Genomic DNA, 14,992 nt, shown 5'->3' on the forward strand with positions numbered 1-14,992 from the left:
TGTCAGTTTTGTTGAGATTTATTTTTAGATTGTTTTAGACTTTTGTTTGGCAGACGAATATAAGAATCTTTCCACGCTTTTTTATTTAACGCAAAAAACGGTTTGAAGTAAGCCATACCAAAACTTTCGAGTTTGGTTAGATGAATGACGAGAACAAGAAAAAACATGGTAACTCCGTATAATCCAAAGATTGCTGCAATCATCATAGAGACGAAACGCAAAATTCGAAACGAAAGGCCAATTCCGTACTGAGGAACGGTAAAGGATGCAATTGCCGATACAGATACAACAATAATCATAACGGAGCTAACGATATGGGCTTCCACCGCTGCTTGACCAATCACAACCCCACCTACAAGTCCAACTGTTTGTCCAACAGGAGTAGGGAGACGCAGCCCGGCTTCGCGCAATAATTCAAGCGTCACTTCCATGACCACTGCTTCGATAAAAGGAGAAAAAGGAACGTTTTCTCGTGTGGCCGCAATAGTAATAGCCAGCTCCGTCGGAAGAAGGCCTTGGTTAAACGAAACGAGTGAAATATAAATAGCTGAAAAGAATAGGGTAATAAAAATAGACAAGTACCTTAGTAATCTTAGCAACGAACCCGCTATCCATCTTTCGTAATAATCATCGGGTGATTTCATAATCATATCGAAAGTTGTAGGCACTAAAAGAGCGAAAGGAGAGCCATCTACTAAAATGGCTACTCGCCCTTCATTCACCGCAGCAAGAACACGATCCGGTCTTTCTGTATTTTGTACTTGAGGGAACGGTGAGTAAGGTGCTTCTTCTAAAAATTCTTCAATCATTCCTGAGTCTTGAATGTTATCTAAAGGAATGTCTAATAATTTCTCTCTGACTTGATTTACGATATGAGTTTGACAGTGTTTATTATGAAAAACGATACTTGTTCGATGTTCCTTTGTATTTCCAATATAAATGTCTTCAATAACCATTTCTTCTTCGGTAGAACGCTGCCTTAAAAGACCAAGGTTTTCATCTAAGTTTTCGATAAGAGCAATTTTAGGACCGCGCACTACTTTTTCTGTTGTAGGTTCACTTAAAGAGCGCTGTTTGGTCATAGACATATTCAGTGAGTATGCCGTGGTGCTTTCGCTCATAAACAGCAGGGGCTGACCTTTAAAAAAACACGAGATCGCTTGCTTGTATGTATAGACTTCTTTATCTTTAATGACAGAAATAAATGAGTCGATGTCATCGATTGTTTGCGTTTCACTTTTTGCTTTGGTCTCAACAATATGCTGAGTAAGATTATCAAGTTTTTCTCCGTCGACTAGTCCTTGGAGATAAATAATGCATATATATTTTGTGGGAGACAGCCATAATTTTTTGGAACCAACATCTGTATTTTGACCCACCAAATCTAGAAACGTTTGAACGGTGTAGTCTGCATTGGGCTGAAATTTTGAATCGAGCATAAATAAACTCACCGCCTGTTGTGTTAATGAGTTTAGTGTTTACGATGTAAAAACGAGTTATGCGAAAAATGTGGAAGAATAGAAAAGATATGTTATGGTAAAGAAAAGAGGTGATGGTATGCTACATTCATTTACGTTAAAAACGAACAAGCGTGACGAAATGATTGACGTAACAAGTCAGGTACAAGCAGTGATAAGAACAGAAGGATTAAAAGAAGGGGCTGTAGTGGTTTACTGTCCTCATACAACCGCGGGTATAACAATTAATGAAAATGCGGATCCGGATGTAAAAACGGATATGATGCGACGCTTCGAAGAAGTATATCCTTGGGAACATAAGTTAGATCTTCATATGGAAGGGAATACGGCGGCGCATCTCAAAGCGAGCACGGTCGGCTCCTCTCAGCATATAATCATTCACGATGGGCAGCTGCTGCTAGGGACGTGGCAAGGAGTTTATTTTTGCGAGTTTGATGGACCTAGGACTCGTACGTATTATGTAAAAATTGTATCTGTTCAATAACTTTTTTTCATACTCATTGTCCAACTTTTTTTTGAAAATTGTTATAAAACAAAGTTAATTTAATATAAATGTTATATAACAGTTAAAGGGAGAGATTGAACAATGGAAAAGATCGGTGCAGAACAAGAAACAGCGAAAAAAGAAAATGAAAAAACAAATTTTACATGGGTGGAAGAATACCCAACTATTTTAGAGATTGTCAATGAGTATTACAGTACGTGTCGATAATCTGAAGAAGCTGGAGCGAAATTATTTTAGTTGAAGGAAGATCCGAACGCGTTTGATTCTTGCTTGAGAATCAAACGCATTCGGATTTTTTCATTCATATGGTGAACGTAGATTTCATATATGTAGACGAGGAGGCTCATGGGCCGTCCGCGGAAAGCAAAGTCTTATACGGAAATCAACAGCGATGTAACAAGCAGTCGAGATCATTTATCTCATTTGCTCGTCTTTGTATTGAATTGATTTAGCTATGTCTCAATAACTTTTTTTATAATAAAAAGATATAATAGTAGCAATTTTCCTAAAAGGTTTAATATAATAAATATTAGGGTACTGAATTGTATGAAATAAAGATAAAACGCATCGTTTCATACTATTTCCTTTTTTACCGCTAGTATAACCTTGAAGAAAAAGCTTCATTTGATATACTAACTATACGCTTAGTCTTTAAGATAAAGATGAAGATTCATTGTCATTGTTACACGCAGTGAATGAGCTGCCTTTGCTTGGCGAAAACGTCGTACAAACAAAGACAGATAGCGAATTGTTTTGGGTGCGTTCATTTAGTTCAAAACAGGGAGGCGATTAGTCTATGTTACTTGTACGTATGGCCATGATTGGTTTCTTTTCATTAACAGCCATATCATTGTTTTCTTTTCAGTCCGTTGAAATTATCCATGCCATTATGGACTTTTTCTCATCAGCTGATAAGTACTAAAAAATGATATCTTTTTTAAATAAAAAGCGGATAACCTTCAGGGGCTATCCGTCAAAAACCGCCCAAAAGGCGGTTTTTTTATGCTTATAACAGTGCTAACAAACGTACTGCATTCATTCTCTGATGACAAAGTCCACGTGTTTTTAGCTTAATATTCGTTAAAATAAGTATTTACGTACTGTTCAAACTGAAGCCAATCGTACACGCGAGGGACCTTTACTTCTTCGTTATACGGGTAGCTCATGGCAACAGCATGGCGACCTGTAGCTTGAAAAGCCTTCAAATTATGCGGTGCATCATCAAACAGCAAGTCTCCGTATATTTTATCTTTTTGGTGTGTAAACACGATATTGTATTTCCCGATAAACGGAAGGTGTTTTTCAACCCACTGCTCTTTTTCTGTATAAGCATAGGTCCGGCTGCTTGTGACAATTAAAATGGAAAACCTTTCATAAAGTCGTTTAAGAACCTCAACAGCATGAGGCAGGGGTTTTAAATGTAAAAAAAGCCCCGGCTGATCGAGGTAGTCATAAATTTTTGTCCCGCATTCCGGCTTTACATACTTTTCTGATTCCCAGCATTTTAACTTTTCAACCGATAAGCTGTCGCCATAATCTTTGTTATATTGGTTATGCCAATCCGTCATAAGATCACAAATGACAGAATCCATGTCAATTAAAAGGGTGTGCATTTATTCAACTTCCTTTACAGTATTCATCTACACGCTTGGTACTGCAATATAATGTGCTGCTTCTACTATACCAAATCTTTTACATGCAGAAAAAGAGCAAGCCGCATCAAAATCGCACAGCCTACCCTTTTTATCGAAACTACATTCTTTTAGCACCTAAATATCGTTTGCTCCAATAGCTCTCTTTCAGAGAAGAGATGCTCACACCTTTAGATGAAGAGCAGTGAAGAAACTGGTTATTTCCTAAATAAATTCCTGCATGAGAAGGCCCTTTTGTATAGGTTTGGAAAAACACAATATCCCCAGCTTTTGGACTTGAGACGCGCGTTCCTTTTTGATAAATTTGAGCTACTGTTCGAGGAAGCTGAACACCGCCGCCATGTTTGAACGCATAGCCAATAAAACCGCTGCAGTCAAAGCCGCTTGGCGTTGTTCCGCCCCAGCGATATCGAACGCCCATATACTGTTTTCCTTTGTTAATCACTGCGTTAGGGTTATAGCGCGCTGAGCTAGAAGGCGATTTGCCCTTTGCTGAAACGCCTAGTTTAGCATACGTTCCTTTTCCGACAATACCATCTGCTGCTAGTCCATTTTTGCGCTGAAATGATTTTACAGCAGAAGTTGTAACAGTCCCAAAGTATGTAGTCGTATTCCCTTTAAAATAACCTTTATTTTTCAACGTTTGTTGTAGTTGTTTAACATCTTGGTGATTCATGCCTTGGCGAAGCGTTTGGTCGCCTAGAGCCGCTTGGCTGACAATCGGGCTAGTAGAAACAATAACGCCAGCAAGCGTAAGAGCTGCTATTACTTTTTTCATAAAACTAGTACCCCCTGAAAATTTTTCCTGATTTGAGTAAATTCATCATATCATCTTTCGACAGTGTTCTACGTTACAATTTCATTACATATATGAAAAAAATGAAATATAAAGGTGAATATAGTCTTATAAAAGCTGTAACTAAAAGGGTTCTTTGGATGTGCAATATTGCTAGAAAAACTTTGAATATTTGACGGTAAATAACTAAAAGATATGAAAAAGTATGTACATTTAAAATTTAACAAAGAAATATGTTGTGAATTACTACACAAAAAGTTCGAACTCGGGTAAAATGTAGAACTATAATATAGTAGTCATGTATGTGACTTTGATGAGGTGAAAGTAATGAAAAGAATAGGTGTATTAACAAGCGGCGGAGATTCTCCAGGTATGAATCCTGCGGTTCGTGCTGTTGTGCGTAAAGCAATTCATGAAGGTATGGAAGTTTACGGTATCTATCAAGGATATCAAGGGTTAATAGAAGGAAATATTAAAAAGCTAGAAGTTGGAGATGTCGGTGACATCATTCAACGCGGCGGAACTATGCTTTATTCTGCAAGATGTCCAGAATTCAAAACAGAAGAAGGGCGTTTAAAAGGTATTGAAAACCTTAAGAAGCACGGTATTGAAGGCTTAGTAGTTATTGGTGGAGACGGATCATATATGGGAGCTGTAAAACTAACAGAGCTTGGTTTCCCTTGTATCGGTATCCCAGGAACAATTGATAACGACATTCCAGGAACAGATTTTACATTAGGATTTGATACGGCTCTTCATACGGTTATCGATGCAATTGATAAAATCCGTGACACGGCGACTTCTCATGAACGTACGTTTATTATTGAAGTTATGGGTCGTAATGCAGGAGACATTGCTCTTTGGTCAGGTCTTGCTGGCGGTGCGGAAACAATCCTTATTCCAGAAGCAAAAGATGAGTTCCAAGAAATGGTTGATCGTTTGAGAAAAGGACAAGAGCGCGGTAAAAAGCATAGCATTATCGTGGTAGCTGAAGGTGTAGCCAATGGTAATGAAGTAGCGAAACAGCTTCATGAAGCTGCAGGTATTGAAACACGTGTAACAGTATTAGGACACATTCAGCGCGGCGGTTCCCCAACTGCTCAAGATCGTGTGCTAGGAAGCCGTTTCGGCGGTCGTGCAGTCGAGCTTCTGCTAGAAGGTAAAGGCGGCCGTGCAATCGGTATCCGTAAAAATGAAATTGTAGATTACGATATTATGGAAATTTTAGGTGAACCTCACCATATCAATGCTGATATGTACCGTTTATCTAAAGAACTTTCAATCTAATCACAGTATTGCTGATGAGGCGAAACTTCTTATATAGAAGGAGTTTCGTCTTTTTTTGATTGCATGCCTGTCCCTTCGCAGTATTTGCATGTTTTCATGTAACCGATACCAGGAATAACGGCTAGCTTTCCGAGTCCTTTGCAAAAAGTGCAAATTAATTCAAAACCAAACATTGGTTCATCCCCTCTGTACACGTTTTCTTTCAGTTTATCATAAAAGTAGACAAATAATTTTAAAAATTATAGAAATAATCAAAAAAATGATTACATTTGAACAGCGAGTGATATAGTAAAGAGAGAAGACCATTTTATAAAAGAGGAGAGGAAGCGTGATGTTTAAACGAATTTTACTTGCCTCAGATGGCTCAGAGCATGCAGCTAAAGCAACAGAAAAAGCCGTTCAGCTGGCTCAGCTGACGGAAAACAGTTTTATTCAAGTTATTTATGCAGTAGAGGGTGATTCAAGGTTAAAATCACTTAGCCGCGACGAGGAACGGGAAAGTCGGATACATACAACGGATGAAATCTTAAAGCAAGGAAACGTGGAGTATGAGATTACCTTTATGCATGGAGACGCAGCTAAAACAGTGATTCAATTTGCTAATCAAAATTCATTTGACCTTGTGGTAATAGGAAGCAGAGGGTTAAATCCTGTAAAAGGCATGTTGCTTGGAAGCGTGAGTTCTAAAATTGCACAGCAAGTAACCATTCCTGTGCTAATTGTTAAATAGGAGAGAAACGCAATGTCAAAACAGTACAAAGAATTAAAACAGCTCATTGATGATGCTAAACACATTTGTTTCTTCACAGGAGCAGGAATGAGCACAGAGTCAGGCATACCGGACTTTCGCTCTCAAAATGGCTTATATCGCCAAAACAAAAGCTTTGTGGACGTAGTAGCTGCTGACTTTTATGAACAGTATCCTCATGAATTTTGGCCGCTGTTTAAAGAGATTTTTCATATTAAAATGCTGCATCAGTATAAAGCAAATACAGGCCATCGCTTTATTGCTGAACTAGAAGAAGCCAAAACCGTGCATGTAATTACGCAAAATATTGATGGCTTGCACCAAGATGCAGGAAGCACAAACGTTTTTGAAATTCATGGGTCCATTAAACGAGCTCATTGTCCGAACTGTAAAGAAGAGTATGACTTAGCATATTTAAATCAGTCAGCTCTCCCGCAATGTACAGCGTGTGAGCGCCTTTTAAAGCCAAATGTTGTTCTTTTTGGAGATGCCATTCATCAGTTCGATGAAGCAGTTACAGCAGCGCTCTCATCTGATTTATTCATCGTGCTTGGTTCATCGCTTGAAGTAGCACCGATTAATCAGATTCCGCTGCTTGTAAGCCGGTACAACCGTACAAACATGGTGATGATTAATAAAGAACCTACGCATTACGATTATTTGTTTGATTTGGTTATCTATGATTCCATTGGACAAGTGGTCGCAAATTTATAAGCGTCTATGCATGGACATAGCGCTTTTTTAGCATTTAGTGATAAAGTGTAGGGATGTATCATATGGTGTAGTACATCATCCATTCGCTAATGGATAGAAGGGATGTTTGTGCATATGAGTGGAGGCTTGAGAGTTTGTCTCTTCATTGTTGGTATTGCACTCAAAGTGACAGCTGTTTTGACTTTGATTTTTGAAATGAATCTTGTCCCTATCCACGGAAGGAGTCTCACTTATTATGCTGAAGCGATAGGTATGAAACTCCCAATTATCTGTTTTGTCCTTGGTTTTTTTTGTGTAGCAGCAAGCTTTTATTTACCTGCTAAAAATCGCCGCACCAGTAAATAGCAAGGGCAGGAGACTAACTAAAACGTTTGACTGAAAAGTTTTTAACATTTAAAATAAAGTCAATAAGTTTAAAAAGAAATAGGATAATTATTCCTTATTCTTTTTAGATATACGGAAATAGAGGTGATTGGATGGGGCAGTGTACCACGTTGGCGAAGTAGCATTATATGCACCAGTGTCAAAGCGTACAATACAGTATTATATAAACCTACATTTGCTTCACGCATATCGCTCTTTATCACATAATCGCTCTTTTAAGACGTTAACAGACTTTAACTTTATAAAGATTGTAAACTACTAAATTTTTTATAAATGAATGGAAGAGAGAATCAGCGCTGAAGCAACATCATGAAATGAAGCGATGTGAGCCATTGCTTCACATCTAGAACAGCTGAATAAAGAATGACCTGCTACATTAACGAGTGAAACGTGAGATAAGGAAGAAAGACTGGCAGTTTTGCTCCATATAAAAATGTTTATACATTTATCATGTGATTCCTCCTTATATGCACTTTTCCAAGTGATCAGTACAGGGATAGAGTTCTTTATCCAAATTTTTTATTTTTTAGGAGGTGAGTCCTTACTCGTTTTTAAACGAGCTAAGGAACTTGATTGGACATATTTAACTTGATTTTACTAGCGGTACTGATTGCATTAACTGCTTTTTTCGTTGCTACCGAGTTTGCGATTATTCGCGTGAGGAGTTCCAAAGTGGATCAGCTTATAGCAGAAGGGAGCAGCAATGCAAAAGCTGCGAAGCAAGTTATTTCAAATTTAGATGAATACTTATCTGCGTGTCAGCTTGGTATTACGATTACTGCGCTGGGAATTGGTTGGTTAGGAGAGCCTACAATTTCGCATCTCCTGTCACCATTACTTGATCAACTAGGGATAAGCGGAGCTTTAACAAAAGTACTATCTGTTGCGATTTCTTTTGCGGTTGTTACATTTATAAACGTTGTGGTCGGAGAGCTTGCTCCGAAAACATTTGCAATTCAAAAAGCAGAGAAAGTCACTTTATTATTTGTTCGTCCGCTTATACTTTTTTATAAAGTAACCTATCCTTTCATTTGGCTATTAAACAGTTCTTCTCGTTTAATAACAGGGTTATTTGGTCTAAAGCCTGCTTCAGAAAATGAGCTTGCACACAGTGAAGAAGAGCTTCGCATCTTGTTATCAGAAAGCTATAAAAGCGGTGAAATCAATCAATCGGAGTTTAAATATGTAAGTAAAATTTTTGACTTTGATGATCGCGTTGCCAAGGAGATTATGGTGCCGCGTACGGAAGTCGTTTCGATTGACCAGGAAGATACGGTCGAATACATCCTTGAGATGGTCCAAGAAGAGCGGTTTACCCGCTATCCGGTCATTGATGGAGATAAAGACCATATTATTGGAATGGTCAATATGAAAGAGATTTTAACCGAGATTGTTATGAACAACAGCAAGGAAAAAATAAATTTAAAACAGTATATCCGTCCTGTTATTGAAGTAATTGAATCGATTCCTATTCATGATTTATTGCTTAAGATGCAGCGTGAACGCATCCATATGGCTATTTTAATTGATGAATACGGAGGAACTGCAGGGATTGTAACAGTAGAGGATATTTTAGAGGAAATTGTCGGTGAAATTCGGGATGAATTTGATGCGGATGAACTTCCATTAATTCAGAAAGTCAAACCCGATCATTATATTGTAGATGGAAAGCTATTAGTAAGTGAGCTTAACGAGCTGCTTGGCACAACAATTGATGATACGGATGTTGATACAATTGGAGGCTGGGTCTTGACGGAAAAATATGACGTCAAGCAAGGAGAAAGCCTTAGCTTTGATCAGTATGACTTTACCGTTACGAAAATGGAAGGCCATCACATTCAATATATTGATGTGATCAAAAAACGCCAGGTGCATCAAAGTACGGATGAAGCGGTTAATGTGTCGGACATGAACCAGTCACAGGCTTTATCTTCATAATAAGAAGGCGCATTGCGAAAGAGCAGTGCGCCTTTTTTATAAAGAAAATGTTGAGGGAAGATGACAAAGTAATATGATGGAACTATGGGATAATATTACCGCTATGAATCTTGAAATCAATTTGCTTTAATAAAAGTATGAAAACTCTATCAAAACTTTTATTAGTAACATTGTTGTCTGTCACTCTAGCTTTTGGTCTTAATAACACTGCGCAAGCAGCAACCGTACATACCGTTCAATCGGGCGATACGATGTGGAAAATAGCAGTAAAATATCAGGTTGGCGTTTCCGAGCTGATTGAAGCGAACTCTGTTATTAAAAATCCTAATTCTATCTACCCAGGACAAAAAATTACCATACCAACAGATAAAGCGGGAAGTTCATACGAAGAGCAAGTGGTTCAGCTAGTGAATCAAGAACGTGCTAAAGTAGGGCTTAAACCTTTAAAATCTAATTGGGAAGTAGCTCGCGTTGCTCGCTATAAATCGCAGGATATGATTGATAAAAACTATTTCAGTCATACATCGCCTACATATGGAAGTCCGTTCGACATGATGAAAAAATTTGGTATTACATACAGTACAGCAGGTGAAAATATCGCTGCTGGACAAGCAACTCCAAAAGAAGTGGTTAACGCATGGATGAATAGCGAAGGTCACCGTAAAAACATACTATCAAGTCAATTTACCGAAATCGGAGTAGGTTACGCTAAAGGCGGAAGCTACGGTCATTACTGGACTCAAATGTTCATTTCAAACTAAAAAAGAAAGGAAAAAAAGCTGACTACTAAGTCAGCTTTTTTTAACTTCGAGCACTTTCTAGAAATTCTTTTGGATTGCCAGAGAGCTTTCCGTCCTGTTCAACGATGAGTGTGCGCGTAGGGAAAGCAAATTCTACGCCTTCTTCTTCGAGAATGTCCATAATTTCGAAGTTTATATTTTCTTTTACATCTAAATAATCAGCAAAAACGGTTGTATTTGTAAAGAAATACAGATAGATATTTAGACTGGATTCATAAAAACCGTCAAAGTTAACCAGAATCGTTTCATTGTGAATTTCTTCGTGCTCAGTCAGCATCTTTTTAATTCTTGACACTACGGTTTCTAACTTTTCTTTTGGTGTATTATAATTCAAGTTTAAATGAAAGGCAATTTGACGTTTCCCCATTTTAGCCCAGTTGATAATAGGCTCATTAGAAAGAGTAGCATTTGGAACCGTTACGACTGCTTGAGCGAACGTTCGAACTTTGGTACTTCGAAATGTAATATCTTCTACAACGCCTTCAACACTCGGTGTTTTAATCCAATCTCCAATGGTAAAAGGCTTTTCGGTAATAATCACAATTCCGCCGAATAAATTACTAACGGTGTCTTTTGCGGCTAGGGCAAAAGCAAGACCACCTAAGCCAAGACCTGCTACAAAGCCGTTTACGTTAAAACCCCATTCTTCTGCGATGATGGAGATAGAAAGCATAACAACAACGATGCGGATGAACTTTTCAATAAAAGGAATGATGATTCGATCCACTTGGATATCAAAATTTTTGGCAAACGTTGCAAAAAATAAATTGGTAGAAGCAGCTAAATTATACAAGCCCCATCCTGCAAGGCCAACAGAAGCTGAACGAACTAAATGTCTTTCCGTATCAGCTGTTAAAACATCAAAGGGAAGATAGGGAAGAGCAAGCTTGAAACCAATAATCACAAAAATCCAGCGCAGCGGCTTTTCAAAAGCTTCTAAAACGCTCGTAATTAAATTGATTTTTTTATTTTTGGCAAAACCAATAATAAACTTAAACAAATAAGTCGTGAACAGCTTGCGAAGAATCAAAAAGATCAGAAAGATCCCAATCGCAATCACGATTTTTTTCCAATCATCCAACGATGACAGAGACTTTAAAAAATCCATACAATCCTCCTAATTACCAAAACTGTGCTACAGTTCATTTATATCCGTCAATTGAAGCATGTCTATGTAGAATGTACTGTACCCTAAATTCATGCTTTTTAAAAGCTTCTTCCCTATTAAAATAGCATAAAAATACCCGTAAATCTATTTAAGTGATAATTATGAATATATCTCTTTTTAGTAAAAGAGACAGACAATAGTCTGAACATAAGTTGTATAATAAATAGGTGATATTATAAACGTTAATTTATCTTATTATTTATTTAAAACGTTCGTTGGAGGGAGAAGCTTTGTTAAGTCAATTAAATAAAATGCTAGAAAAATTGATGCCGTTTATTACGCCGGTCAGCTTGCTCATAGGAGTTCTTATCGGTTCGTCATTAAGTCAGTATACTTTTTTAATTCCATGGCTTTTTGCATTAATGACGTTTGCAGGAAGTTTAAACTCAAATTTTCAGCAGTTAAACGCCACCATACACCGTCCATTTCCAATCTTTATGGCCCTGTTTGTTTTACATATTTTTATGCCAGCGTGGGCTTGGAGCGTTGGTCAAGTGATTTTTCCGCATGATGTATTTACAAGCACGGGCCTTTTACTAGCAGCGATTATTCCAACAGGAGTGACTAGTTTTATATGGGTCTCGATTTACAAAGGAAGCATTCCTCTTGCGCTATCCATTATTTTAATTGATACTCTTTTAGCGCCGCTTATCGTTCCTTATACGCTTTTATTGGTGGTTGGAGACACCGTGCATTTGGAAGCGCTAAAGTTAGTCAAAGATTTATGTTTTATGATTGTCCTACCATCTCTGTTAGGCATGTGCTTAAATCAATATACAAAAGGAACAATTAAGCAGACATTAGGACCAAAGCTGGCACCTGTTTCGAAAATAGGGTTAAGTGTGATGGTTATGATAAATGGGGGAGTGATTGCACCTTATTTAAAACATATTGATAAAAAACTGCTGTTTATTATCGTGATCGTCTTTTTAATGAGTTCAGCTGGCTATTTCTTCAGCTGGATGATTGGCAAATGGCTAAGATGGGACCGAGCAAAAGTTGTGACGCTTACGTTTTGCGGAGGCATGAGAAATATTAGCGCTGGAGCTGTATTAGCCGTATCTTATTTTCCAGCTCCCGTTGCTGTACCCGTCGTATTAGGGATGTTATTTCAGCAGGTATTGGCTGCTTTATCAGGGCGTTTAGTTCAAAACTATTACCAGAAAAAAGACGCTGAATTTGTTTCATTGAAATAAATGGAAGAAGTAAAAGACGAACCGCAGTAATCATAAAGTAAGCACTCTGTTTTAACGATCAGAGATAAGGTGCTTTTACACTTGTTGCGTTCAGGATGATGAGATGATTAGAAAAAGGTACGGTGTGGCATACTAGAAAGAAAAAGGTCGGATATTCTTGCTTATCAATATAGCGCTGGTATTTGTTTTACCTTGGGTTTTTGGCACCCTCTATTTACATCCAAAAAATCGTCGTTTACTGCCTTTAGTAGGAACTGCTTTTTGTATTTTAGCAATCGTTATCAATGAATTAGGGAGCTATTATGGCTTTTGGAAACTCCGGACTTCTTTAGAAAATGAAGCATTAGAAGCGCTGCCTTTTAATTTAGGCGTCTATCCTGTATTGGCGAGCTATATGATTTTTTTAATCCAGCGAATTGGAAAACCGCATTTTTTTATTTTTCTTATTACGCTGTTTACAACATTTTTAGAAGGAACGTATGTGTATGTGGAAAAAGTTACATACGGAAACGGATGGAATCTAGGCTGGACATTTTTTTCCTACTGGATTCCGTACGGCGTGATTTATTTATACTATAGGTATTTGGTTAGTCTTAGACTGCTTCATTAAAAGAAAAAAGAAGTAAATTTGCACAATAAAAAAGCCGTGAATATTCACGGCTTTTTTTATTAGATCGCTTCTTTCGAGCTAGATTTATCTTTTGAATGATCCCATGCATCAATATTATCAAGTCCAGAAATGCTGTCTTGATAGAAGACAGGGTCTTTTCCAGCTTTCTTTTGGGCAAGATAATCTTTGAGTGCGGCAAAGGCCACTTTTGAGAGCAAGAGAATGGCGATTAAGTTGACTACTACCATAAAGCCCATAAACAGGTCTGCTAAATCCCATACAAGCTGAATTTGAGAAATAGAACCGAACACGATCATGGCAAGTACAGCAACACGATAAGTCATCAGCCAAGCTTTATTTGTGTTCAAGAACTCAATATTTGTTTCTCCGTAGTAGTAGTTACCAATTAATGTACTAAAAGCAAATAGGAAAATCATAATTGCAAGAGCACCTGTTGCCCAAGAACCAATGTGAGTGCTTAAAGCAGCTTGTGTTAATTCAATACCGCTTAAATTTTTATTTGTATAAGTACCTGAAAGCAAAATGATAAAGGCAGTACTACTACAAATAATAAGCGTATCTGTTAATACACCAAAGGCTTGAATTAATCCTTGTTTTACCGGGTGGCTTGTTGTTGCAGCTGCGGCTGCATTTGGCGCACTACCCATACCTGCTTCGTTTGAGAATAATCCGCGTTTAATTCCTTGCATAAGAGCTGCTCCAAGAGAACCGCCAGCAATTTGCTCGAAACCAAAGGCATTTTTAACGATTAACGCAATAAGAGAAGGCATTTCTTGAATGTTCATAATAATAATGAAGAGTGCTACTGCAATGTAGGCAACGGCTAGTACCACAACAATGTATTCTGACATTTTTGCAATACGCTTAACTCCGCCAAAAATAATGGCAGCGAAAGCCACTGTCATAATAATTCCTAACACTAGGCGATTCGTTCCGAACGCATTTTCAAACGCAAGAGTAATCGTGTTCGATTGTACAGCATTAAAAATTAAGCCGAAGGATAAAGTGATTAAGACAGCAAACAGTCCGCCCATCCAGCGCTTTTTTAACCCTTTTTCCATATAGTAAGCCGGTCCGCCTCGGAAGCCACCGTCTTTGTCTTTTACTTTGTATATTTGTGCTAACGTACTTTCGATAAATGCTGAAGCTGAACCAATAACGGCAAGCACCCACATCCAAAATACAGCACCAGGTCCCCCTAAAGCGATCGCAATCGCAATACCTGTAATGTTCCCCGTACCAACGCGGGCTGCCATACTGATACAAAACGCTTGGAATGGCGAAATTCCGTCTTTAGAAGAGCTATCCGCACCTTCTTTTAATACACGAACCATTTCTCTTAATAACCGAATTTGTAAAAACTTTGACCTGAATGTAAAAAACAAACCAAATGCAATCAGCATCGCAATCAGTAAGTAGGACCAAAGAAATTCGTTGATTGAACTAACAAAACCTTGAACTACTTCTTGCATAGTTTCACCTCTTCATGAATTATAGTAGAATAATAATAAAAAACGTGAATTTATAGAATTTTCCCTCTATTTAGATAGATCTCCCTATTTCCCCGCTGTTTTTCTTCATTATCCTTGTCGAATCTTGTTGCTAAATCTGAACCTTATATATATATAAAATAATAATTTTGGTCTTTTGTCAACTAACCTCACATGGAAAAATAGGGTGATATGACAAATGAAG

Annotated in this window: 17 protein-coding genes; 11 read left to right on the forward strand and 6 right to left on the reverse strand. The window is 37.8% G+C overall.

The features are described from left to right. Positions 1 to 2 precede the first annotated feature (2 nt). Entirely contained in the window at positions 3 to 1,439 is a 1,437-nt protein-coding gene (locus SB717_RS17410; RefSeq protein ID WP_074677050.1) for a spore germination protein, read from the reverse strand. Positions 1,440 to 1,557: 118 nt separating this feature from the next. Between SB717_RS17410 and SB717_RS17415 the strand changes: the two genes are divergently transcribed. The 3 genes from SB717_RS17415 (at position 1,558) to SB717_RS17425 (ending at position 2,905) form a co-directional block, all read left to right on the forward strand. Continuing rightward, positions 1,558 to 1,962, forward strand: coding sequence for a secondary thiamine-phosphate synthase enzyme YjbQ (locus SB717_RS17415; RefSeq protein ID WP_410904307.1), 405 nt, complete (start codon positions 1,558 to 1,560; stop codon positions 1,960 to 1,962). A gap of 102 nt (positions 1,963 to 2,064) precedes the next feature. Further along, the gene (locus tag SB717_RS17420) at positions 2,065 to 2,190 is read left to right on the forward strand and encodes a hypothetical protein (protein ID WP_268965253.1); all 126 of its coding nucleotides are present in this window, start codon (positions 2,065 to 2,067) and stop codon (positions 2,188 to 2,190) included. A 589-nt stretch (positions 2,191 to 2,779) separates the two neighbouring features. Beyond that, the gene (locus SB717_RS17425) at positions 2,780 to 2,905 is read left to right on the forward strand and encodes a hypothetical protein (RefSeq protein WP_013058681.1); all 126 of its coding nucleotides are present in this window, start codon (positions 2,780 to 2,782) and stop codon (positions 2,903 to 2,905) included. A gap of 148 nt (positions 2,906 to 3,053) precedes the next feature. Here SB717_RS17425 and SB717_RS17430 read toward each other — a convergent pair whose 3' ends face one another. After that, positions 3,054 to 3,596 carry a 5' nucleotidase, NT5C type gene (locus SB717_RS17430; RefSeq protein WP_074677046.1) on the reverse strand — a complete coding sequence of 181 codons (543 nt, stop codon included), beginning with the start codon at positions 3,594 to 3,596 and terminating at the stop codon, positions 3,054 to 3,056. A 139-nt stretch (positions 3,597 to 3,735) separates the two neighbouring features. Then, a complete protein-coding gene (locus SB717_RS17435) occupies positions 3,736 to 4,413 on the reverse strand; it encodes a C40 family peptidase (RefSeq protein WP_016765281.1) in 678 nt (225 codons plus the stop codon). Positions 4,414 to 4,758: 345 nt separating this feature from the next. Between SB717_RS17435 and pfkA the strand changes: the two genes are divergently transcribed. Further along, a complete protein-coding gene (gene pfkA / locus SB717_RS17440) occupies positions 4,759 to 5,718 on the forward strand; it encodes a 6-phosphofructokinase (protein WP_013058678.1) in 960 nt (319 codons plus the stop codon). 29 nt (positions 5,719 to 5,747) lie between these two features. Here pfkA and SB717_RS17445 read toward each other — a convergent pair whose 3' ends face one another. Then, on the reverse strand, positions 5,748 to 5,891 hold the full coding sequence (locus SB717_RS17445) for a hypothetical protein (protein WP_176524066.1): 144 nt from the start codon (positions 5,889 to 5,891) through the stop codon (positions 5,748 to 5,750). Between the two features lie 158 nt (positions 5,892 to 6,049). On the opposite strand from SB717_RS17445, the gene SB717_RS17450 reads away from it, so the two are divergent. The 5 genes from SB717_RS17450 (at position 6,050) to safA (ending at position 10,263) form a co-directional block, all read left to right on the forward strand. Next, positions 6,050 to 6,448 carry a universal stress protein gene (locus tag SB717_RS17450; protein ID WP_013058676.1) on the forward strand — a complete coding sequence of 133 codons (399 nt, stop codon included), beginning with the start codon at positions 6,050 to 6,052 and terminating at the stop codon, positions 6,446 to 6,448. Between the two features lie 12 nt (positions 6,449 to 6,460). Continuing rightward, positions 6,461 to 7,180: an NAD-dependent protein deacylase gene (locus tag SB717_RS17455; protein ID WP_074677044.1), complete on the forward strand. Its 720-nt coding sequence runs from the start codon at positions 6,461 to 6,463 to the stop codon at positions 7,178 to 7,180. Positions 7,181 to 7,294: 114 nt separating this feature from the next. Continuing rightward, positions 7,295 to 7,525, forward strand: a complete 231-nt coding sequence (locus SB717_RS17460; protein WP_016765278.1) for a YuzI family membrane protein — start codon at positions 7,295 to 7,297, stop codon at positions 7,523 to 7,525. A 612-nt stretch (positions 7,526 to 8,137) separates the two neighbouring features. Further along, positions 8,138 to 9,502 carry a hemolysin family protein gene (locus SB717_RS17465; protein WP_048019911.1) on the forward strand — a complete coding sequence of 455 codons (1,365 nt, stop codon included), beginning with the start codon at positions 8,138 to 8,140 and terminating at the stop codon, positions 9,500 to 9,502. A gap of 137 nt (positions 9,503 to 9,639) precedes the next feature. Beyond that, complete coding sequence (safA, locus tag SB717_RS17470; RefSeq protein WP_410904308.1) at positions 9,640 to 10,263, forward strand: SafA/ExsA family spore coat assembly protein; 624 nt, start codon at positions 9,640 to 9,642, stop codon at positions 10,261 to 10,263. 40 nt (positions 10,264 to 10,303) lie between these two features. Here safA and SB717_RS17475 read toward each other — a convergent pair whose 3' ends face one another. Continuing rightward, complete coding sequence (locus tag SB717_RS17475; RefSeq protein WP_074677039.1) at positions 10,304 to 11,410, reverse strand: mechanosensitive ion channel family protein; 1,107 nt, start codon at positions 11,408 to 11,410, stop codon at positions 10,304 to 10,306. A 290-nt stretch (positions 11,411 to 11,700) separates the two neighbouring features. Here SB717_RS17475 and SB717_RS17480 point away from each other — a divergent pair, with 290 nt between their 5' ends. Next, a complete protein-coding gene (locus tag SB717_RS17480; protein ID WP_074677037.1) occupies positions 11,701 to 12,666 on the forward strand; it encodes a bile acid:sodium symporter family protein in 966 nt (321 codons plus the stop codon). Between the two features lie 157 nt (positions 12,667 to 12,823). Continuing rightward, positions 12,824 to 13,276 carry a CBO0543 family protein gene (locus tag SB717_RS17485; protein ID WP_074677035.1) on the forward strand — a complete coding sequence of 151 codons (453 nt, stop codon included), beginning with the start codon at positions 12,824 to 12,826 and terminating at the stop codon, positions 13,274 to 13,276. Between the two features lie 59 nt (positions 13,277 to 13,335). Here SB717_RS17485 and SB717_RS17490 read toward each other — a convergent pair whose 3' ends face one another. Further along, positions 13,336 to 14,769 carry an alanine/glycine:cation symporter family protein gene (locus tag SB717_RS17490; RefSeq protein WP_074677033.1) on the reverse strand — a complete coding sequence of 478 codons (1,434 nt, stop codon included), beginning with the start codon at positions 14,767 to 14,769 and terminating at the stop codon, positions 13,336 to 13,338. Positions 14,770 to 14,992 lie beyond the last annotated feature (223 nt).

Origin of the sequence: Priestia sp. SIMBA_032 (genome assembly GCF_046535215.1) — a bacterium.
Taxonomy (GTDB): Bacteria; Bacillota; Bacilli; order Bacillales; family Bacillaceae_H; genus Priestia; species Priestia aryabhattai.